Source organism: Cupriavidus sp. 22TCCZM04-2 (assembly GCF_057798895.1).
Window position 1 is genome coordinate 123,192 of record NZ_JBYOJS010000013.1, and the last position, 20,638, is coordinate 143,829.

At 63.4% G+C, this 20,638-nt stretch carries 20 protein-coding genes and 1 pseudogene; 16 read left to right on the forward strand and 5 right to left on the reverse strand.

Annotation, left to right across the window (positions count from 1 at the left end):
• Nucleotides 1-52: 52 nt before the first annotated feature.
• Together AC3FKG_RS19480 and AC3FKG_RS19485 are read left to right on the forward strand one after the other, a co-directional pair.
• Nucleotides 53-1,435, forward strand: a complete 1,383-nt coding sequence (locus tag AC3FKG_RS19480; protein ID WP_483713467.1) for an amino acid permease — start codon at nucleotides 53-55, stop codon at nucleotides 1,433-1,435.
• Nucleotides 1,436-1,645: 210 nt separating this feature from the next.
• Entirely contained in the window at nucleotides 1,646-2,212 is a 567-nt protein-coding gene (locus AC3FKG_RS19485) for a cold shock domain-containing protein (RefSeq protein ID WP_488743921.1), read from the forward strand.
• A gap of 22 nt (nucleotides 2,213-2,234) precedes the next feature.
• On the opposite strand, the gene AC3FKG_RS19490 is transcribed toward AC3FKG_RS19485, so the two are convergent.
• From AC3FKG_RS19490 to AC3FKG_RS19500, 3 genes are all read right to left on the reverse strand, one after another.
• Nucleotides 2,235-2,804: a YdeI/OmpD-associated family protein gene (locus tag AC3FKG_RS19490; RefSeq protein ID WP_488743922.1), complete on the reverse strand. Its 570-nt coding sequence runs from the start codon at nucleotides 2,802-2,804 to the stop codon at nucleotides 2,235-2,237.
• A 307-nt stretch (nucleotides 2,805-3,111) separates the two neighbouring features.
• Nucleotides 3,112-3,936, reverse strand: a complete 825-nt coding sequence (locus tag AC3FKG_RS19495; protein WP_488743923.1) for a substrate-binding domain-containing protein — start codon at nucleotides 3,934-3,936, stop codon at nucleotides 3,112-3,114.
• 40 nt (nucleotides 3,937-3,976) lie between these two features.
• The gene (locus tag AC3FKG_RS19500) at nucleotides 3,977-4,936 is read right to left on the reverse strand and encodes a tripartite tricarboxylate transporter substrate binding protein (RefSeq protein ID WP_488743924.1); all 960 of its coding nucleotides are present in this window, start codon (nucleotides 4,934-4,936) and stop codon (nucleotides 3,977-3,979) included.
• Nucleotides 4,937-5,059: 123 nt separating this feature from the next.
• Here AC3FKG_RS19500 and AC3FKG_RS19505 point away from each other — a divergent pair, with 123 nt between their 5' ends.
• Nucleotides 5,060-5,962 (forward strand): LysR family transcriptional regulator, encoded by a 903-nt coding sequence (locus AC3FKG_RS19505; protein WP_488743925.1) that lies wholly within the window; start codon nucleotides 5,060-5,062, stop codon nucleotides 5,960-5,962.
• A gap of 411 nt (nucleotides 5,963-6,373) precedes the next feature.
• Here AC3FKG_RS19505 and AC3FKG_RS19510 read toward each other — a convergent pair whose 3' ends face one another.
• Nucleotides 6,374-7,267, reverse strand: coding sequence for a transporter substrate-binding domain-containing protein (locus tag AC3FKG_RS19510; RefSeq protein ID WP_483713474.1), 894 nt, complete (start codon nucleotides 7,265-7,267; stop codon nucleotides 6,374-6,376).
• Nucleotides 7,268-7,705: 438 nt separating this feature from the next.
• On the opposite strand from AC3FKG_RS19510, the pseudogene AC3FKG_RS19515 reads away from it, so the two are divergent.
• The 3 genes and pseudogenes from AC3FKG_RS19515 to AC3FKG_RS19525 all read left to right on the forward strand — a co-directional run.
• Nucleotides 7,706-7,906, forward strand: a pseudogene (locus AC3FKG_RS19515) (IS3 family transposase); the annotation flags it as partial.
• 237 nt (nucleotides 7,907-8,143) lie between these two features.
• Nucleotides 8,144-8,899 (forward strand): SDR family NAD(P)-dependent oxidoreductase, encoded by a 756-nt coding sequence (locus AC3FKG_RS19520; RefSeq protein WP_488743926.1) that lies wholly within the window; start codon nucleotides 8,144-8,146, stop codon nucleotides 8,897-8,899.
• Between the two features lie 14 nt (nucleotides 8,900-8,913).
• A complete protein-coding gene (locus AC3FKG_RS19525; protein ID WP_488743927.1) occupies nucleotides 8,914-9,690 on the forward strand; it encodes an SDR family NAD(P)-dependent oxidoreductase in 777 nt (258 codons plus the stop codon).
• A gap of 399 nt (nucleotides 9,691-10,089) precedes the next feature.
• On the opposite strand, the gene AC3FKG_RS19530 is transcribed toward AC3FKG_RS19525, so the two are convergent.
• Entirely contained in the window at nucleotides 10,090-12,813 is a 2,724-nt protein-coding gene (locus tag AC3FKG_RS19530; protein WP_488743928.1) for an eCIS core domain-containing protein, read from the reverse strand.
• A gap of 521 nt (nucleotides 12,814-13,334) precedes the next feature.
• Here AC3FKG_RS19530 and AC3FKG_RS19535 point away from each other — a divergent pair.
• From AC3FKG_RS19535 to AC3FKG_RS19580, 10 genes are read left to right on the forward strand one after another with little or no spacing between them, the layout of a single operon-like run.
• Complete coding sequence (locus AC3FKG_RS19535; RefSeq protein WP_483713478.1) at nucleotides 13,335-13,910, forward strand: Pvc16 family protein; 576 nt, start codon at nucleotides 13,335-13,337, stop codon at nucleotides 13,908-13,910.
• Nucleotides 13,907-14,623: a hypothetical protein gene (locus tag AC3FKG_RS19540; RefSeq protein WP_483713479.1), complete on the forward strand. Its 717-nt coding sequence runs from the start codon at nucleotides 13,907-13,909 to the stop codon at nucleotides 14,621-14,623. Before AC3FKG_RS19535 ends, AC3FKG_RS19540 begins: the two co-directional genes overlap by 4 nt.
• A 24-nt stretch (nucleotides 14,624-14,647) precedes the next feature.
• Nucleotides 14,648-16,204 carry a phage tail sheath family protein gene (locus AC3FKG_RS19545; RefSeq protein ID WP_483713480.1) on the forward strand — a complete coding sequence of 519 codons (1,557 nt, stop codon included), beginning with the start codon at nucleotides 14,648-14,650 and terminating at the stop codon, nucleotides 16,202-16,204.
• A gap of 49 nt (nucleotides 16,205-16,253) precedes the next feature.
• The gene (locus tag AC3FKG_RS19550) at nucleotides 16,254-16,712 is read left to right on the forward strand and encodes a phage tail protein (protein ID WP_483713481.1); all 459 of its coding nucleotides are present in this window, start codon (nucleotides 16,254-16,256) and stop codon (nucleotides 16,710-16,712) included.
• A gap of 13 nt (nucleotides 16,713-16,725) precedes the next feature.
• Nucleotides 16,726-17,196 (forward strand): phage tail protein, encoded by a 471-nt coding sequence (locus AC3FKG_RS19555; protein WP_488743929.1) that lies wholly within the window; start codon nucleotides 16,726-16,728, stop codon nucleotides 17,194-17,196.
• Between the two features lie 3 nt (nucleotides 17,197-17,199).
• Entirely contained in the window at nucleotides 17,200-17,403 is a 204-nt protein-coding gene (locus AC3FKG_RS19560; protein ID WP_483713485.1) for a hypothetical protein, read from the forward strand.
• Nucleotides 17,404-18,102: a CIS tube protein gene (locus AC3FKG_RS19565; RefSeq protein WP_483713486.1), complete on the forward strand. Its 699-nt coding sequence runs from the start codon at nucleotides 17,404-17,406 to the stop codon at nucleotides 18,100-18,102.
• A gap of 2 nt (nucleotides 18,103-18,104) precedes the next feature.
• On the forward strand, nucleotides 18,105-19,892 hold the full coding sequence (gene vgrG / locus AC3FKG_RS19570; RefSeq protein WP_483713488.1) for a type VI secretion system tip protein VgrG: 1,788 nt from the start codon (nucleotides 18,105-18,107) through the stop codon (nucleotides 19,890-19,892).
• Nucleotides 19,893-19,911: 19 nt separating this feature from the next.
• Nucleotides 19,912-20,211 carry a PAAR domain-containing protein gene (locus tag AC3FKG_RS19575; protein WP_483713490.1) on the forward strand — a complete coding sequence of 100 codons (300 nt, stop codon included), beginning with the start codon at nucleotides 19,912-19,914 and terminating at the stop codon, nucleotides 20,209-20,211.
• Nucleotides 20,212-20,213: 2 nt separating this feature from the next.
• Complete coding sequence (locus AC3FKG_RS19580; protein WP_483713491.1) at nucleotides 20,214-20,624, forward strand: GPW/gp25 family protein; 411 nt, start codon at nucleotides 20,214-20,216, stop codon at nucleotides 20,622-20,624.
• Nucleotides 20,625-20,638 lie beyond the last annotated feature (14 nt).

Below are 20,638 nucleotides of genomic sequence, written 5' to 3' on the forward strand. Positions count from 1 at the left end.
CCGCGCGCCATGGGAGCAGCGGCTCCCATTCCGATATCTTCCTGGAGACAGCTTGAAAAAACTGCAACGCAACCTGAGCGCGCGGCATGTCCGCTTCCTTGCGCTCGGCTCGGCCATTGGCACGGGCCTGTTCTACGGCTCGGCATCCGCCATCCAGCTTGCCGGACCGGCCGTCATCCTGGCCTACATCCTGGGCGGCGCGGCCGTCTACATGGTCATGCGCGCGCTCGGCGAGATGGCGGTTCGCGAGCCGGTGTCCGGCTCGTTCGGCCGGTATGCCAGCGAGTACCTCGGGCCGCTCGCGGGGTTCCTGACCGGATGGACCTATATCCTCGAAATGATCATCGTCTGCCTGGCGGACGTGACGGCATTCGGCATTTACATGGGATTCTGGTTTCCCGAGGTGCCGCAATGGATCTGGGTGCTCGGCATCGTCATGCTGATCTGCGGCCTGAACCTGTGCAACGTGAAGGTGTTCGGGGAACTCGAATTCTGGCTGGCGCTGGTGAAGATCCTCGCTATCGGCGCCATGATCATTGGCGGCACCCTGATCCTGTTCCTCGGCGTCAAGATGAACGGCGAACACTCGCCGGGGTTGACCAACCTGTGGGCCCATGGAGGCTTTCTGCCGCACGGTGCCGGGGGACTGATCGCGTCGCTGGCGGTGGTAATGTTTGCGTACGGCGGCATCGAGATCATCGGCATCACCGGCGGTGAAGCGAAGCATCCGGAGAAGGTCATTCCAAGGGCCATCAACGCCGTGCCGGCGCGGATCCTGCTGTTCTACGTGCTGACCATGACCGTATTGATGGCGATCTTTCCGTGGACCGGCATTGGCGGCCAGGGCAGCCCGTTCGTGCAGATCTTCTCCGGGCTGGGCATCCAGTCTGCCGCGGCGATCCTCAACGTCATCGTGATTTCCGCCGCCATCTCGGCCATCAACAGCAACATCTTCGGTGCCGGACGGATGATGTTCGGCATGGCGGAGCAAGGCCACGCACCGCGCCTTTTCGGCACCACCTCGCGTCACGGTGTGCCGTGGGTGACGGTGCTGGCGATGGCGGCCGCGCTGCTCGGCGGCGTGGTGCTGAACTACCTGATTCCCGAGCAGGTGTTCGTGATCATTGCATCGATCGCGACCTTCGCCACGGTATGGGTGTGGCTCATGATCCTTCTGTCGCAGGTTGCCATGCGCCGTCGCCTGTCGGCCGAGGAAGTCCGCGCCCTCAAGTTCAAGGTGCCGCTGTGGCCGGCCGGACCGGCGCTGGCGATTGCCTTCATGCTGTTCGTCATCGGCGTGCTGGGGTATGTCGAAGACACGCGCGTGGCGCTGTATGTCGGCGCGGGCTGGGTGGCGCTGCTGTCGCTCGCGTGGTACCTGCGGGGCAAGCCAGAGGGCGACCGGATCCTCGCCGGCGAGACCCGCGCGTCGTGATGCTGGTCTTGCCAGGCGTGACGCGGTTCGAGGCCTGGCAGTTCCTGCATGGGCGCCTGTCCGCTACATCGAGGCCTTGAGGCGCCAGCATGTATTGACACCCGATACGCGGTGCCACTACATTGCGCGGCGCAGGCAGCGCTTATCCCTACGGAATGAAGCCTGGAACGGTCGCCTGGATCGTCTCAGGCTTTTTTTGCGATTCTCCCCATGCGATTTACCGGCAAGCTCAAATCCTGGAATGACGATCGCGGCTTTGGCTTCATTGCGCCCGCCGCCCCTGGCCGCGAAGTCTTCGTTCACATCAGTGCATTTCCCCGGGACGGCTTGCGGCCAACAGTCGGAGAGTCGCTGGACTATGAGGTCGGCGCCGGCAAGGACGGCAAGCCCGCGGCGATCCGGGTGTATCGGAAGGTAGTGGGACAAGGCTTGAAGCGGCCGCATAAACGGGCACAACAGGTACGGAGTCGCCGCTCATTCACGCCCAGGCTGACCGCGCTGGTGTTGGCAGTCGCAATTGGCGCCTACGCCTACTCTACCTATAGCCGGCATGCACGCAGCAAGGAATGGCGGGTTGCCGAGGCGGCTGCGCCTGCCGATACGGGCGAGGTGGCACAAGTTCATTTCCACTGTGACGGCCGAACCCATTGCTCGCAGATGACGTCGTGTAGCGAAGCAAAATTCTTTCTGAAGAACTGTCCCGATACCAAGATGGACGGCAACCATGATGGGGTGCCTTGCGAGCAGCAGTGGTGTACGGCGCCGTGGTCGAAGTAGCACCACAGAATGCAGCTAGAGGCTATGGGTGAAGCTTTTCGCCACGGTTCAGCATGTCGATGAATTGAGAAATTTTCCTTGCGCGCGTTTCGGCCTTCTTTACGTTCTGGATCCTGAACAGGATGGCATACCGGTTCTGGCTACTCAGGGTAGCGAAGAACTGCTTTGCCTTCGGGTTGGCGTCGAGGGCCTGCCGCAGATCATCGGGCAAGCTCGCCGTGCTGGCGGATGCATAGGCGGTCTCCCAACGTCCGTCGCGCCTGGCTCGATCGATTGCGCGAAGCCCTGCGGGGCGCATCCTCCCGGCGGAAATCAAGGCCTCGGCTTTTGCCTTGTTGATCCTGGACCAGATGCTTCTGGCGGTTCGGGGCGTAAATCGTTGTAACCAGTAGTGCTCGCTGTCAGCCTGCTTCTGCCCATCGATCCAACCGTAGCAAAGCGCGCTCTCAAGTGCCTGGGCATAAGAAACGGTGGACCGTTCGGCAGATCGCTTTGCAATGCGCAGCCAGACACCGGGCACAGCCTCTGCGTTGGCTTCGAGCCAGGCTTCCCAGGCTTCCTGATTGGCGAACGTGAGTGTTGGACCGTGCATCTCGCCAGGCCTGATGGGTTTGAATCGCCGAGATTTCCGGAGAACTTCGACAGGTGCCCGGTCAGCTTACCTCACTGCACCCGGGAACCCTGCGGCCTGCACCGCGCAGAAGGAAAAACTTGATTGGGGCTTGACCCGCTTGGGGGATGCGCCCCTTGCCGGCAGCCCCGTACACTGGCCGCGTAGGCGCTGGATCTCCTCCTGTCTACAGGCCTTCAGCCCCTCGGAGCCACCCCGCGCCGAGGGGCTTTTCTCTGCTTGTCCGTGAACCTGTGGGAACGGGCAGATCCGGGCCGGCCCGCAGGCATCAGGGCTTCGGCGGTTGTCCGAGCACTGGCGGCGCTGGCGGCGGCAGCGGGGTCGCCACAGGTTCGAGTCCGGTGCTGCCGACAATCGCGGCCGCCGCTGGCGAGGCCAGGAATCTGACGAAGCGCGAGGTGGCTGCTGTCTGGCGACCTGCAATCGTTCCGGCTGCGAAGAAGACTTTCTGTTGCAGGTCCTCGGGCAGCGGGCCAACGAAATCCAGTTCCTTGAACGGCAGCAATTCGCTTACCTGCTGAAAGCCGATGTCCGCGTCGCCGCGCGCGACCACGGTCCCGACGCGCTCGCTGTAGATCTTGTGGGCCTTGTCCTTGATCTTGTCCGCGACGCCGAGCCGGGGAAACAGCTCGTTGGAAAGATAGGTGCCGCTGGCGCTGGCGGAATAGGCGATCGATCTGGCGTTGAGCAGCGTTTGCTTCACGGCTTCTGCAGTGCTGATATCCGGCTTTGGCGTCCCCTTGCGCACGGACATGCCGATCAGCGAGCGCGCCAGGTCGACCCGGCTCCCTCGCGCCACTTTGCCTTCCTCTACCAGCTTGTCGAGCCCTGAGTCCGCCAGGATCACCACATCGAATGTCTCGCCTCGCGCCAGCCGGCTGGGAATGGAATCGGGGGCATTGCCCATCGATGCACCGTACGCGGTGATGACGTGGTCCTGTGTGGCGGCCTCGTACAGCGGCACAAGTTTCTGGTAGGCGGCCGTGAAGCCGCCCGAAGTGATGACACGGATCTCATCCGCCCAGGCTGGACCTGCCAACCAGAGCAGCAGGAGCGGGATGGCGTGCCTGGCTGCAGACGTTGCGAATTTCATGCTGTCTCCCTCGACTGATGGCAGTGCGCTGCACCGCTCCTCAGTCTTCCTTCATGTTGGCGGCACGCGCGATCGGGCCGAGGCGGCCCTTTTCTGCTGCCAGGAATTTGGAAAAATCTGCCCGCGTTCCGCCCATTGGCTGAATGCCTTGCGGGATCAGGCGGGCGCGCAGTTCCGGGGACTTGAGGGCGGCGTCGATGGCCTTGTTCATCTTGTCGAGAATCGCCTCGGGGGTGCCGCGCGGAGCGAATACACCAGACCAGTGGCCGATGAAGATGCCGGAATAGCCGAGTTCGGTAGTGGTGGGCACATCGGGCATTGCGGCAATGCGCGTATTCCAGGTTGAAGCGATGGCCCGCAGCTTGCCGCCCTTTACCTGCGGAAGCACCACCACACTGGCTTCCGACGTTGCGTCCACCTGCTTGCCGACCACGGCCACCATGCCCTCCGACCCGCTCTTGTAGGGAATGATCTCGAGCTTGGCGCCGGTCGCCACTTTCAGCATCTCGGCGACGAAATGCGGCGTGCTGCCGGTGCCCGCCGTAGCAAAGTTCAGGCTCTTGCTCCCTTTGCCGAGGGCGACCAGGCTCTTGAGGTCCTTGATCGGCGAGTCGGCTGGCACCACGATGATCGACGGACTGACTGCAAGCAAGGCCACCGGTACCAGGTCTTGCTCCTTGTACGGCAGGTGTGCCTTGATCATGGCGTTGGTGATGACCCCGGCCGCCGGCGCCAGGAACGTATAGCCGTCCGGGGCTGACTTGGCGACATAATCGGCACCCAGTACCGAGCCGGCGCCCGGCTTGTTCTCCACGATGATGGTCTGGCCAAGCTGCTTGGACGCCGCGTCGGCCACGGCGCGGGCAACCAGGTCGTTGGCACCGCCGGGACCGAACGGTACGACAAACTTCACGGGCTTCGCTGGCCAGGTCTCGGCGCTGGCGGTCACACAGGCGGCAAGGGTCAGGGGGAGCAACAGCAAGCGAATTGCGAATTTCAAGGGGGGTCTCCGGGTTTCGTGTTTTTGTGCGCTTCACGGCACGTCACGACGTCCCGCCTAGGCATTGCTAGCGTATTGCGTAACGACTAATCTGTGAATTGCAATGTTTTCAATAACTGATGCATGATACGCATTAATTTCGGTCTCGAGGACCTTCAGGCCTTTGTCGCCGTCGCGGAAAAAGGCAGCTTTCGAATGGCCGCGGAGGCGCTTCATATTTCCCAGCCTGCGCTCAGCCGGCGTATCGAGAAGCTGGAGAGAACGCTCGGCTCGCGCCTGCTCGAGCGGACCACGCGCCGGGTGGAGACGACCCACATCGGACGGCAGTTCCTGGAGGAGGCCCGTGCAGCGCTGGCAATTCTTGACGGCGCGGTGCTGCGGCTCGGCGACGAGGTCTCTCTCCAGCGCGGGCTGGTGACTGTGGCGGCGATCCCGTCGGCAGCGCTGCACTTCCTGCCCGAGGCTATTCATCGGTTTGGCAACCAGCATCCGGGCGTGCGTGTGCACGTGATCGATGAAAACGCGAATGCAGTGCTGGCCAGCGTCATGTCGGGAGAGTCCGATTTTGGGATCAATTTCATGGGTGCGCAGGAACCCAACATCGAATTTCATGCAGTCCGCGCCGAGCCCTACCGGCTGGCGTTGCGGCGCGACCACCCATGGTCCGGACGAGACTGTATTGCCTGGGAAGAATTGGCGGGCCAACGAATGGTGAGCGTGTCGAAGCAAAGTGGCAATCGCAGCTTGATCGAGAACGCCATTGCCCACCTGGAACGACGACCCACCATACACTACGAAGCCAACCACGTTGTTGGCGTGCTGGCCCTGGTAGAGGCTGGGCTAGGGATGGCAGTGCTGCCGGGCATGGCGCTACCGCACGATCATCCCCGCCTTTGTGGCATTCCGCTGGTCGAACCCACCGTAGATCGGATCCTTGCGCTGATACGGCGCCGTGACAGGCCATTGCAGCCTGCTGCGCAGGCGTTGTATGGAACGCTGATATCGGGCGCCGCGCCGGGTTCTTGATGATTTTTGCTAACGGCTGGCGGGTGTTTTTTGCCGGCCCACTGCTGCCAGTCAAGCAGTCATGTTTCAGACCGTTTTGACTACAGCGTTCGAGGGCGCGCAGCGCCCTTACTGCCTTACGACGGCGTGCTCGCCGCTCCTTTTTAGCCACTGCATCATGCATCAGCAACGCGTGAGTGCCCGCTCAATCTACGCGCTTCGGTAGTGTCAAGACATAATCTTCACCAACGAGAATGTCGTTCAACGCGCGAAGAATCTCCTGCGCCTCGGCCAGATATACTGGGCGCTCGCGGAAGTCACTTTCACACGCGCCCGCGCGAGAGCCCCGATAACCGTCGTGCACGGCGAGAGCAGGGGTCCCGGGGGGTAACCCGGGAGAGTCGCTCATCTTCGCCCCTCGCCTATCGGGATCTATTGTGCAGGCTTATCACTGCGCGCCTTGATGTTGGCACGTAATGCGTCGCTCATCGGCATATTCAGATTCGCGCCGGCGGGAGGGATCGGCGATTCGAACCATTTCTTATACAGCCGCGCGAACTCGCCGGACTTCATCAACCGCGTGATAGTGCCGTCCACCAACTTCTTGAACTCGATGTCGTCCTTTCGAACCATGCAGGCATACGGCTCCACCTGGAGGGTATCGCCTACGATCTCGAGTGCGGAAGGATTGCCGGAGTTGGCTCGCAGGCCAAACAGCAACACATCATCGAGGGCAAGCGCCACGGCGCGGTCGTTCAATACCAGTTGCATGGCATCCGCATAGTCCTTGCCGGAGACGAGCTGGATATCCAAATTGTGGTCGGCGCTGTATTTGCCCAGCAGCTTCTCGTTGGTGCTACCAGCCGTGCTGGCCACCGTCTTCTTCGTGAGATCGGAGTAATTCGTAATGCCGGAGCCTTTTTTGGTCAGCAGGCGCGTTCCGGCGTAGAACACATTGATCGAAAACGCCACCTCTTTGCCCCGGGCACTGGTGTTGGTGGTGGATCCGCATTCCAGGTCATAGGTACCGTTTACCAACATCGGAATTCGGTTTTGCCCGGTCACGGGGACGTAGTCGACCTTAAGGTAAGGCTTCTTCAGCCGGCTGCGCACATCGTCAATGATCGCTTCCGTCAGATCGACCGAGAATCCGACTGCCTTGTGCGGCGCCAGCACATAGCTGAACGGCACGGCGGCCTCCCGATAGGAGACTGTGATCTTATTGCTTGACGCGATCTTTTCCAGCGTTTGAGCATAAAGATCTGAGGCGCCGAGCGGCAGTCCGGCAGCGATCAGTATAGCGGCGACTACGGGAGTGTTTTTCATTTTTAAGTTCTCCATCCAAGCGTCCGAACAGGCGGCCATTCTGGTCGCCGGCATGCTGATACGACTGTAGACGCCACCGCGATCGCGCAGTTGACCAACGTCAATGCGCGACGATCGGGGACGGTATCGTGGGTTGATATTTGTGATTGACACGGCACCGGCAGGTTCGAGCTTCAAGACGCCCTGACTTGGGGCCTGCAAATTCGGACGGCCGTACTCAATAACCAGCTCCGGTCTTACGTTGAACGATGGCGTCCATCCATTTCTCAAGCAGAGGGGCCGCGCCTTGCAGGTAGTAAGCCCACGATTTGGCGCGATCCCCTCGACGGCCTCCCTCACTCCCTGGAAGAGGTCCAGGCAAGGTCGTAATCAGTTCCTGCCCGAGGAAATCAGACCACCACAGTGACGAGGGTCGAGATTGACCGGAGTCAACGTAAACGGATCAACGGGCTATACAAGACGGGGTTGATCCATCGCCGCGCGCCTTGGAAGACCAAGGAATCGGTGGAACTGGCGACGCTCGAATGGGTGTCCTGGTTCAACAACCACAGTCTGATGGCGCCGTTGGGATATGTGCCGCCGGCCGAGTATGAGGTCAACTACTATCGGCAACTTGAGCGGCAGCCTATGGTGGCCTGACTCAAGCGAAGGGGCCTCCACCGAAACCGGGGCGGTTCACCTGTGCCTGCCACTGTTCCCGAATGCCGTGGCACTTGCGCAAGCAAAGCCGGACAGCGTGCGGCTCCTGACTGTGCGGGAACCCTGAATAGTCCCCTTGGACGATTTTCCGCCGCGCCGCCTTAATCCCCTTGGACGATGGCCCGTCGCGCCGCCGGTGCGAGCATCCCCGGACCTGATAGTCGGGAGATACTGCAAATGAGAATGCTGAAAGGCAAGGTGGCATTGGTCACCGGTGGCGGCCAGGGCGTTGGGCAGGGCATCGCCTATGCGCTCGCCGCAGAAGGCGCGCGGGTTGCAGTGGCGGGACGTACCCTAGCCACGCTGGAAGAGACCTGCGCGGAAATCCGGCGGCGCGGCGGCACCGCGCTGGCGGTCAAGTGCGACGTGATGAAGCAGGCGGACATTGACCGCTGCGTGGCCGAGGTGGTCGAGGCCCTGGGCGAGCTCAACATCCTGGTCAATAACGCCCACATTGTGCCGCTGGGACGCATCCTCGAGGTCAGCGACGAAGCCTTCATGCAGGGCATCGACTCCGGGCCGATGGCTACCCTGCGCCTGATGCGTGCCTGCTATCCCCACCTCAAGGGCGACGGCGCGGTGATCAACCTGGCCTCCTCCGCCGCCGTGCGCTGGGACGCCTCGGGCTACGGCCACTATGCCGCCACCAAGGAGGCGATCCGCGCCCTCAGCCGTGGCGCCGCCTGCGAATGGGGCGTGGACGGCATCCGCGTCAATGTCATCGCGCCCCATGCCCTCTCCCCCGGCCTGCGCGGCTGGATCGAGGGCAACCCGGAAGAGGCGCAAGCCTTCTTCAACAACATTCCGATGCGCCGGGTCGGCGATTGCGAAACCGACATCGGCCGCACCGTGGCCTTCCTGGTCAGCGACAACGCCCGCTACCTGACCGGTGCCACCATTCCGCTGGATGGCGGCCAGGCCTATTGGGGCTAATCGAGGAGAGAGTCATGCAACGTTTGGCAAGCAAGGTCGCCATCATCACCGGCGGCGCGCGCGGCATGGGCGCGCAGACCTCGCGGCTGTTCGTCGAGGAAGGCGCGACCGTGGTGATCGCCGACCTGCTGGAAAGCGAAGGCCAGGCCCTGGCAGCGGAACTGGGCGACAAGGCCAGCTTCCGCCGCCTGGATGTGAGCAACGAAGAAGACTGGGAGCGCCTGGCCAGCGAAACCGTGGAACGCCACGGCCGCATCGATGTGCTGGTGAACAACGCCGCGGTGCTGGTGTTCGGCGCCATCGAAGGGCTGCCAAAGGCCGACTTCGAGCGGGCACTGTCGATCAACCTCACCGGAACCTTCCTCGGCATCCGCAGCGTGGCGCCCTTCATGCGCGGGCAGCGCGCAGGGGCCATCGTCAACATCTCGTCCGTCGATGGCCTGCGCGGCGTGAATGCCCTGGCAGCCTACGTCTCGAGCAAGTGGGGGGTGCGCGGCTTGACCAAGGTCGCGGCGCTGGAGCTTGGCCCCCATGGCGTGCGGGTCAACTCGGTGCATCCGGGCGGGGTGGATACGCAGATGTCCAACCCCACTGGCGCCTCGCGGGAGGATCTGGCCGGCCAATATCGTCAGGTACCGCTGCAGCGCATTGGCGCCCCGGAGGAAATCGCCCGCGCCACGCTCTTCCTCGCAAGCGACGAGGCCAGCTACTGCAACGGCAGCGAACTGTCGGTGGATGGCGGTGCGGCAGCCGGCTTCTACTATGAGGGGTTGCCGGGCTCGCCCGTCTGAGCGCGCGGGTGGCCGGCATAGCCGGCGACCCGCGCCTTACCCCGGCCACTCCTCAACAAGCTCCAGGCCCCTGACCAAGATACGCCCAATCCGGTATCCCTTTGTTTTCGGTAATGAAGAAGCGATTTACCGACGAACAGATCATCTGCATCTTGCTGGAAGCCGAAAGCCGGAAAGGTATTGGCAAGAAATCTGCGCAAGGTTGAATGAGTAGAAGAGCCGATCCTGCGTTCCATCTTGCTGCCCCAGCATGGCTGGCGTCCTCGTCGATCGAGAATCTTAAGGATGGTCGCCGACTCCCACCGGCGCCGAGTTTTTCAACAGAATCGGCCGAGCTTGGAAATTGGCCAGGACCAGTTGGCGCAGGACGACGAATATTCCGTAGGGCGTGCTGGCGATCTAATCCGGTTTCGGTATCGCTTTCACGACCCTCTCCGTGAGGCCGTTCGCCAGCAACAAAGCCCGCACCTTCTCGGCCTCGGCTCGCGTCACTGTCATCCCATAATCGCCTCCCGCGTGGGCGATGCTGACGTGTACCTTGCCAGGAAGATTATCGAATTCCACCTCGCGGATCGACGCAAGGTCAATGTGGCTGCGCTTCTGCTTAAGCAGACCTGCGCTGTCCCGCCCTTGCATGTCAAGCTTCAGCTTGCCCGAATCCAGGAAGACCTCATGTCGGCCGCCCGCCGCAACGCTGCCCAGCGTGAGCTTTCGCGCATGCTCACTGACGTACTGCTGCAGCGATGCCAGGAACGCGGGCGCCTGGGGCGTGGCCACGGTGAATGCGTAATCCAGCGAGCCCGTTTCGATTGTGATTTCGGTGCGTCCGCCCTTGTCCTTCCCTTGCTTTATCCTGGCCCCTCGCAGGGAGTCGAAGGTGATATGGATCACGCGGGTCTTGAATCCGCTCAACGGCTGCGGCGTGGACAGCCGTATCGCGAGCCTGGTTCCATCGCGCGCCAACGCAACCGTGCCGCCGTCGCTCGGGCCTTGGGCGTATTCCTTGCTCGCATTCATCAGCATGCGCAGTTCGAGCGACGATTTCACCATGGGCTGCCCGGTGCGGGCTTGCAAGTATCCCACATGCCAAGCGGACATCTGCCCTCTCGCGTCGTTGTGCTCCACCGTTTCAAGGAATGCCGTCATGGCGCTGGCATAGCCCGACCGGTTTCGAATTTCCAGCCCCTTCTGGTAACCCTGCGCCACCAGTCCGCCGGTGGACTTCCCCTTGATGTAGTCTGGGTCGGCCTTGAGTCCGTCGTTCTCCGCGCGCGCATCGAGGCCGGCTTCGAAGCCGGCCTCGAATGACTTGCCGCCAAAGGCCAGCATGGCGGCATCGAGCAGGCTTGTGGCGTTGTCTTCCCGGATCACGGTCTTCTTGCCACCGACATTCTCGTAGTCGCCTTTCTCGTGATGTTCGATCTCGACCACCCATTCGGGACGGATGTGTTCGAGAAAAAGCTCCCGAGCGTGCGTGGCACTCTGCCTGTACTTGTACGACGGTGCACCGGGCTTGTGCGGTTGATTGGTGGAATAGTCGGCGGGTGCCATGTCGCTGACACCGCCCTCGGCATAGTGATTCAGGAAGAGCACATCGGGAGGCACGCGCGCCAAGTCGATCTTGAGCTTGAATCCGCTGTCGGTGCGGAAATTGCCGCCGGTGTTCGCATAGGTCACGCCAACCTTGGGTGTCGACGTCAGGCTCACGCCGCGCTGTTCCGGCAGGCTGCCGTACATCTGGTGCGCCACCGCCACCTGCGTGTCCGTCATGCTTGCCCGCGGCGCAGTGGGGACGTTCCGGATCATCTGCGTGGTGAACGTGTGCACCCCGGGTTTGCGATTCGCGGCGACCATCATGTATTGCTGGAAGCGGCCGGTCATGTGGCCAACCATGAAGAACTCCATCATCTGGTAGTAATTCTTCTCCACATACGCGTAGCGGCGCGTGAGTGTGTTCCGGCTGTCCTTGACATACTCCTTGGCGTCGCCGCCTTCCACGGCCAGGTCTTCCATGCCTTTCTTGCGAAACACCTCGCGCGGCGGCCGCGGGCTGCCATCGTCGGGTACGGCGGCAAAGGCGGCGGCGCCCTCGCGCAGATCGCAGATCACCACGGGGCCGGTTGGGTGATGGTAGGTAATCTCGTTGTTATGCAGCGAGAGCGTGCCGTTGCGAAAGGCCTGTGTCCGGGCAAGCAGGACCTTTTCTTCCGCAATGTCCGACACGAGCCTGTCGTAGTAAGCCTGCGTCAGCCCGTGGCTCATGGGCCTGGCAAGCTTATCCTGCTGGAGCGCGGCCTCGGCTTGCGTATGGAGTATCCGCAACTGGTTCGCCTGCTGCTCCAGGTTCTGCATGTTCGCGTCCAGCTTGATCTGCCTGAGGGCGTTGGCGATCAATGGGCCAGTCACCGCGTCGCGGGCCGGAATCGCGGAGTAGTCGGTCAGCGCGCCAAAAATCGCCATGCTGTGGTGGTTGCGGAACAACTGGTCGCGCAGGGCCGCCACCTGGTTGTTCATGGCGGTCAGGTTTGCCAATGCGGTGTCCTTGTTCTGGTACAGAGCGGGCCGCCTCTTTCTGTCCATCCCTTCCTCGAACGTTGCGATGGCATTGGCGTTGCCGCCGGCTATCACCGGATTGAACTTGGCCATTTTCTTGGCGATTCGACGTTTTTCCGCGTGGCGCTGACCGGTGGCTTCCCGCCATGCCGCCCTCAGCAGCACCATGCCCTCGTCGATCTTGACCTGGTCCGGCACCACGAGGCGCTTGTCGAAGCCGATCTTGGTACCGGCCACACCCTTGAGCTGGACGACACTGGCGCCTCCAGCACGCGTGCCGCCATGCGCGGGCGCGCGGTCACCGTTGGTCGTCATCCGCAGCGCCCGATGTCCCATCACGTCGGCGTCACGTTCGAGTTGCGGATCGTTGTTGACCGGTACGCCGTCAGGCGTTTGCATGGTGGGCGCGACGCGTCCGCGCGCCTGCTGTGCTACGTGCCACGCTTCGTGGGGCAGGTGCCGTTCCTGGCCTGGCGCAAGGTGAATGTCGTGGCCTTGTGCATAGGCATGGGCATTCAGCTGGGCCGGTTGGGCGGAATCGTAGTGCACGCGCACGTGGTCCATCGACATGCCCGACAGCTGCTCGATGCCAGTCTTCAGCGTGTCGGGCAGGCCGGTGCGATTTGGTTTCAGCGCGGCTGGCTGGCCCGATTCCCGGATGGCGCCGAGCCTGTCCAGCCGTGAGCGTTGCGCCACCACACGCGGGCTCTGGTCGATGCCATCGCTGTTGCCATTCACTTCGCGCCCTTGCGTGCCTGTGCCAGCGTCGCGTGTGTCGCGGCGGGCGGCGTCTTCGACCTTGACGTCATGACGGTCGGCCTTTTCCTGATACGCGCGCATCGTGATCCCCGTCGGTTGGAGTGAACTGCACGGATTGTTGGCGACGGCTGGCCGTCTGGCAAGGGCCGCGCCGACCGTGCCGAGACGCCTCGGCAGATTGCCTACGGAGTATCCCGAAGCGCCTCAGCATTTCCGAAGTGAGGTTCAGCAATGCGCCGATGTGCCAAGGGCGGCGCCGGCCTCAACATGCGTCATAGCCAGATTGATTGAGCCCTGCGGCGTGTCTCCTCGGCCGCTGGACCGCAACAAACATGATCGACAGTGCACTTGGCCATCTCGCCACGCAGTTGAACCAGATGTTCCGCCGCAATGTGGTGCTGGCGGAGGATCTGGTCGTGGTGTCGAACCTGCAGGAACCCGACGGGGGCGTGGTGCAGCAGGCGTCGGGCAAGCTGGTGCTGTTCCTGGCAGGTATCGAGCGTGAAACGGCCGCGCACCGCAACTCGCAACTTCCCACCGGCGAGCACGGCAGCAGGGTGGTGGGCGTGGGGCCGCTGTACCTGAACCTGCTGGTCATGTGTGCCGCCACGTTCAGCGGACAAAACTACCCCGAGGCACTGAAGTTCCTGTCGGACGCGATGGCGTTCTTCCATGCCACCGCGGTGTTCGATCACCAGAATTCGCCGGACCTCGATCAGCGCATCGACCGCATCGTGCTCAATATCGAAAACCTGGGGTCATCGGAAATGCACAGCCTGTGGAGCATCCACGGCGGCCGCTATTGGCCATCGGTGTTGTACCGCGCAAGGCTGGTTTGCCTGGATAGCGGCGCCACGCTGGGGCGCGAGCCGCTGGTCAGCCGGCCCGACGTGGGGGCGCGGCCATGACCGGCGGATACCGGCCGCTATGTGGCCTGACGGTGCACCACCCGTACTTTTCGGCGGGTTGGCCCGAGGGCCTCCAACTGCAGGCCGACCGCCCCACGGCGGCATTGATGTCGCGCTTCGGCCTGTTGCTGCGCGGCGACGCGCGCCGCTTCGTGGTGATGGCCACCGAGCGTGCATTGGACGGCCTGTGGAGCGAGCGCGCCGAATGGCCGGACGGGGGGCTGCAATTCTCGGCATCGTCGTCGGACCCGCTCTGGGGCTACTACACCGACCTGCGGGCTTTGGTCTCTACCGGGCCGTTCCCGCTGTCGTTCGCACTGGCGCGCAGCGATTGTGCCAGCCAGGCCGACTGGCTGTCCGGCACGCCGGTGGACCTGACGGTGGCGCTGCCGGTGCGCAAGACGTACTGGAAGTACCTGCTGGTGGGGGACTGGGGCAACCCGTTGCAGGTGACCGATATGGCCGGTGTCGTCGGGTTTGGGGATTCGGACCAGGAGGTCTTGCCGGACGGCACACGAGTAACCGTGATCCGTTCGGCCGTGCCGATCGCGCTGGCAGAGCGGCCGCGCCAGCGCTTCCAGTTGCGTCGCGGCACGGGCACTGATGCGCGTGTGCTGGTGGCACGGCTGCCGCTCGCCAGCCCCGCGGGACTGCGCCGCGAGATCGTGGGCGGGGCGCTATCCGATGTGTCGGAAATCTTTGTCAACCGCTGACCTTCTTCAACGGGAGAGTGTGAAATGGGTGCAATGAAGACGCCTGGCGTCTATATCGTGGAAAAGAACGCCTTCCCGAATTCCGTGGTGGAGGTGGCGACGGCAGTGCCGGCTTTTATTGGGCATACGCAGATTGCCGATAACCGCAACAAGCCGCTGAGCATGAAGCCCTGGCGCATCAGTTCGATGGCGGAATACCACCAGTACTTCGGCTACGCACCGTTTCCGCGCTTCAACATCGCGGAGATGACCGATGCGTCGGCCACACCGGCGTTTCGCGTGGCGGCCAAGGACTATGTGCTGCAGATGCCCGAGGGCAAGGACGGCGGCGGCTACATGCTTTACCGCGCGTTGCGCCACTTCTTCCAGAACGGCGGCGGGCCGTGCTACATCGTCTCGGTAGGCGACTACGCGCAGGACCTGGACCTCGACCGCTTCAAGGCCGGCATCGACGAACTGCTCAAGGAGCAGGAGCCGACGATGGTGGTGATTCCCGAGGCCATCCGCTTCAAGCAGCCCGAGTGCATCGACCTGCAGCAGGCCATGCTGGCGCACTGCGGCGACAAGATGCGCAACCGCGTGGCCATCCTCGACATCTGGGGCGGCGACAAGCCGCGCACCGACCCCGGCGGCGATCCCGTGGCGACGTTCCGCAACGCGCTGGGCATCAATTTCCTGGATTTTGCGGCTGCCTACTATCCGTGGCTCAACACCACGATCATCGGCGACAAGGACATCAGCTACGAGAACGTCGCCAACCCCGACGTGCTGCAGCAACTGCTGCGTGCCGACCTTGGCCTGCCCGATACGGTTCCCGACGACGCCCCGCCCAAGACACGCGAACTGGCCGAGGCCATTGGCGATATCTCGAAGGACTGGGCCACGGTCACGCCTGCGCTGACCGAGGACGCCATCCTGGCCAACAAGGCGCTGCTCAACAAGACGCTGACATCGGTCAGCAGCCTGTTCAATACGGTGCTGGACGAAGTGAAGTACCAGTTGAACCTGGTGCCTCCCAGCGCGGCCATGGCGGGTATCTACACGATGGTCGACAACACGCGCGGCGTGTGGAAGGCGCCGGCCAACGTGAGCCTGGCAGGTGTGATCTCGCCGTCGGTGGCGATCTCCGCCGTCGACCAGGAAGAACTGAACGTCACGACGCAAGGCAAGTCGATCAACGCGATCCGCAGCTTCATCGGCGAAGGCGTGCTGGTCTGGGGCGCGCGCACGCTCGATGGCAACAGCCTGGACTGGCGCTACATCAACGTGCGCCGCACCATGATCATGCTCGAGGAATCGTGCCGGCTGGCTGCCAAGGCACTGGTGTTCGAGCCGAACGTGGCCAACACCTGGGTCACCATCCGCAGCATGATCCAGAACTTCCTGACTGGCATCTGGAAGCGCGGCGGCCTGGCCGGCGCCACGCCCGAGGATGCCTTCAGCGTGCATGTGGGCCTGGGCGAGACCATGACGCCCGATGACATCCTGGAGGGCATCCTGCGGGTCACGGTGCTGGTAGCAATGGTGCGTCCCGCGGAGTTCATCGAGATCACGTTCCAGCAGCAGATGCAGAAGTCCTGACCCTGGCGCGGCCCCGCCAACCAGAAACGCGTAATCACGGAGAACTGTCATGGCAGACGACGGCTCGGCACAGTCCAGCAATGTTTGGCCCATTCCGAAGTTCCATTTCCAGGTGAAGTGGGATTCCACCGTCATGTCCTTCGAGGAAGTCTCGGGGCTGGACGTGGAGGCGCAGCAGATCGAGTACCGCCAGGGCGACAGCCCGGTGTTTTCCACGGTCAAGATGCCCGGCCTGAAGAAGTACGGCAACGTGACCATGAAGAAGGGCGTGTTCAAGGCGGACAACAAGTTCTGGGACTGGTTCAACCAGATCAAGATGAACACCATCAAGCGCGTGCCGGTGATCATCAGCCTGCTGGACGAATCGGGCAAGCCCACCATGGTCTGGACACTCACCAATGCATGGCCGGCCAAGATCACCGGCACCGACCTCAAGGCGCAGGGAAACGAGGTGGCGGTGGAAACCATCGAGATCGCCCACGAGGGGCTGACCATCGCCAACAGCTGACGCCACGCTCGCCATGCAGAAATCGGCACGGTTCGGCACCGACTTCATGCCGGTGTCCTTCTCATTCTCCGTGGGGTTCAACAACATTGCCAGCGGCGTGGACTGCTCGTTCCAGGAAGTCACGGGCATGGACCAGGTGATGGAGACCGAGGATGTGCAGTGTGGTGGGGAGAACCGCTTCGTCTACAAGCTGCCGCGCGGGGTGAAGCAGGACAAGCTGGTGCTCAAGCGCGGCGTGGCCGATATGCGTTCGCCGCTGATGCGCTGGTGCAAGTCGGTGCTGGGCGGCGGCCTGGCGCAGCCGGTGGTGCCGATGGATGTCAGCGTGTACCTGCTTGACGAAGTGGGCAACAAGGTGCGGGGCTGGACGTTCTCGGCGGCGTATCCGGTGCGCTGGGGCGTCGACGAATTCAACTCGACCAGGAACAGCGTGGTGATCGAAACCATCGAGCTGGCGTACCTGAACTGCATCCGGGAGTTATGAACCATGACGATCGAAGTGCGCCAGATGGTGATCCGCTCCGAGCTGAACGACGGGCGCCGCGCGGAGCCGGCACGCGATACCCAGGCCCAGGCGCGCGACCCCGGCCAATGCTGTGGCGAGGACGAAGCCGCCAGCGACCGCCACCGCGAGCAGCGGGCGCAGATGCGCGCGTTGCAGGCCCAGCTGGCGCGGCTCCGGGAGCGCTAGATGCCCGTGCAATCGGCCCAGCTGACGCCGCTGAAGATCACGGCGTGCGTGGACAACAACGGCGTGGTCACGCCGCAGGGCGGCGCCGGCAAGTCCGTTTCGCTGCTGATCAACCCGTCGCAGCTGCGTCATGAGCGCAACACCTGCTTCAGCAAGCAGAAGCCGATGGGCGACACTGGTTCGGGCCGGCCGTTCAGCCATATGCAGCCGGGCAAGCTGTCGTTCGCTGCGGTGTTCGATGGCACCGGCGTGATTCCGCGCGCGCCGGGCAGCAACGTGCCGGCCGAGGTGGAAGACCAGCTCAATGCCATGAGCAAGGTCATCTACGAATACAAGGGCGTGCAGCACCAGCCCAGCATCGTGCAGATCCTGTGGGGCCAGCTGATCTTCACGGGACGGCTGACCAGCTTCGCCACCGACTACACGCTGTTCCGGCCCAGCGGCGTACCGTTGCGCGCCACCGCCGCGCTCGCGTTCGATTCGTACACAAGCTCCAAGCAGGCCAGGCTGGAAGCCGATGCCAGTTCGCCGGACCTGAGCCACATGGTGCGCGTGCGTGACGGCGACACGCTGCCGCTGCTGTGCGAGCGGATCTACGGCGACAGCCGCTACTACATGGCCGTGGCGCGCTTCAATGGCTTGCGCCAGTTCCGCGCGCTGACCCCGGGCATGACGCTGCATTTTCCGCCGCTGGAGTAGCCATGCCGACTTATCCGTCGATCGCGACCGATGGCGTGCTCAATATCAGCGTGTCCAGCAATGGCAAGCCGCTGCCGGACCTTGCGCTGTTATCGGTCACGATTCGCCGCGCGTTCAACCGAATTCCATGGGCCGAAATCGTGATCGGCGACGGCGACATGCCGACCGGTACATTCCCCGTCAGCGATGCGGCCACCTTTGCCCCGGGTGCCACCGTGTCAATCAGCGCCGGCTTTGGCGACGAGAAATCCCAGGTGTTCCGTGGCGTGGTGGTACGGCACGGGATGCGAATCGACGGGCAGAATGAATCGCGGCTGATCATCCAATGCCGCGACCTGGCCGTGAAGATGACAATCGGGCGCAGCAACGCCAACTTCGTGGACTGCACCGACGCCGATGTGATGTCCAGGCTGATCGGCGCGCACGGCCTCTCGGCTAACGTGGGCGCCACTACGGGAACATATGGCGAGCTGGTCCAGTTCTACAGCTCCGACTGGGATTTCCTCCTCGCGCGCGCCGAGTTCAACGGCATGCTGGTGGACGTGGAAGACGGCACGGTCAACGTACTGGCGCCCACGGCCAGCGGCAACCCGGCGTTTGGCCTGACGTGGGGTGCCGACCTGTATGAGTTCGACGCGGACATCGATGCACGGCTGCAATACGAATCGGTGCAGGCCACGGCATGGGATCCCGCCGCGCAGGCCATCGTGCAGGGCGAGGCGGCGAAGCCGGAAGCGTTCAATCAGCAGGGCAATCTGACCGGCAGCACCCTGGCCCAGGTGATCGGCCTGCCGGTGTGGCAGATGCAGACGGCCACGACGCAAGACGCGCAGATGCTGGGCGGCTGGGCCAAGGCGGTGCAGACGCGCGCCGCGCTGGCGCGGATTCGCGGGCATCTGCGGTGCCAGGGCACCGCGCTGGCCAAGCCCGGCGTGCTTGTGAATGTGGCCAATGTCGGCGAGCGTTTCTCCGGCGCGGTGTATGTCACGGCCGTCGAGCACGCGATGGTGGGGGGCATCTGGCATACCGACGTGGAATTCGGCCTGGACCCGGATGCGCGCCCGTCGCACAGCGACGTGCAGGCGCCAGTGGCGGCGGGGCTGATGCCAGGCATTGGCGGGCTGCAGATCGGCGTGGTAATCAAGCTCGACGGGGATCCCGCTGGCGCGCAGCGCATCCAGATCCGCCTTCCGGTCATGCAGGCGCAGACCGAGGGCGTATGGGCCCGCCTGATCCAAGGCTACGCCTCGAACGGCTTCGGCGCGTTCTTCCTGCCCGAACCGGGCGACGAGGTCATCGTCGGCTATCTCAACGACGATCCCTGCCATCCCGTGGTGCTGGGCGCGGTCTACAGCGCCGCCCATGTGCCACCGTATGCGCTGGAAGCGGAGAACAACACCAAGGCGATCGTCACGCGCGCCAGGCACGTGGTGTCGTTCGACGAGGAGAAAAAGATCATTACCGCCACCACGCCGGGCAACAACAAGGTGGTGCTGGACGACACCGACAAGTCGATCCTGGTGCAGGACCAGCACGGCAACAGCGTCAAGCTGTCTCAGGCCGGCATTGCGTGCGACAGCCCCTATGACATCACGCTGAAAGCGCAGGGAAATATCCGCATGAGCGCGAACCTGTCGATCGAGATGACGGCGCAGGCCGACGTGAAGGCGTCTGGCCTGAATGTCCAGTGCGAGGCGCAGGTCGGCTTCGTGGGCAAGGGTGCGGCAACGGCGGAGCTGTCGGCAGCCGGGCAGACCACGGTGCAGGGCGCGATGGTGATGATCAACTGAAACCGCACGGACGATAACCATGCCACCTGCTGCCCGCCTGACCGACATGCACAGCTGCCCGATGCAGACGCCCGGCCTGCCGCCCGTGCCCCATGTGGGCGGCCCGGTGATCGGCCCGTGCGTGCCGAACGTGCTGGTCGGCAAGCTGCCTGCCGCCGTGCTCGGCGACAACGCGGTCTGCGTGGGGCCGCCCGACGTCATCGTGCAGGGTTCGGCCACGGTGATGATCGGCGGACGCCCGGCCGCGCGCGTAGGCGATGCCACGGCGCACGGTGGCGTGATCGTGCTCGGCTTGCCCACCGTACTGATCGGAGGCTGACCATGAATCCGTTCCTGGGCCGCGGGTGGCAGTTTCCGCTGGGTTTCGATCCGCGCAACCGGCAGGTTGGCATGGTGACCGATGTCGAGGACATCGAGGAAAGCCTGCGCATCCTGTTCGGCACCTATCCGGGCGAGCGCGTGATGCAGCCCGCGTACGGCTGCGCCGTACGGCGTGCCGTATTCGAATCGATCAACGAGAGCGCGCTGACCGAACTCAGGGAGATGATCCGCAAGGCCATTCTGTTTTTCGAGCCGCGCATCCTGCTGGAGCGTATCGAGACCGACGTGGCCGAGCTGGAGGGACGCATCGACCTGCGGCTCGACTACGTGGTGCGCACCACCAACACGCGGCACAACCTCGTCTATCCCTTGTACCTGGACCAGGCCACCGAGCCGGTCAAGACCTACTGAGGCGGCGCACAGGC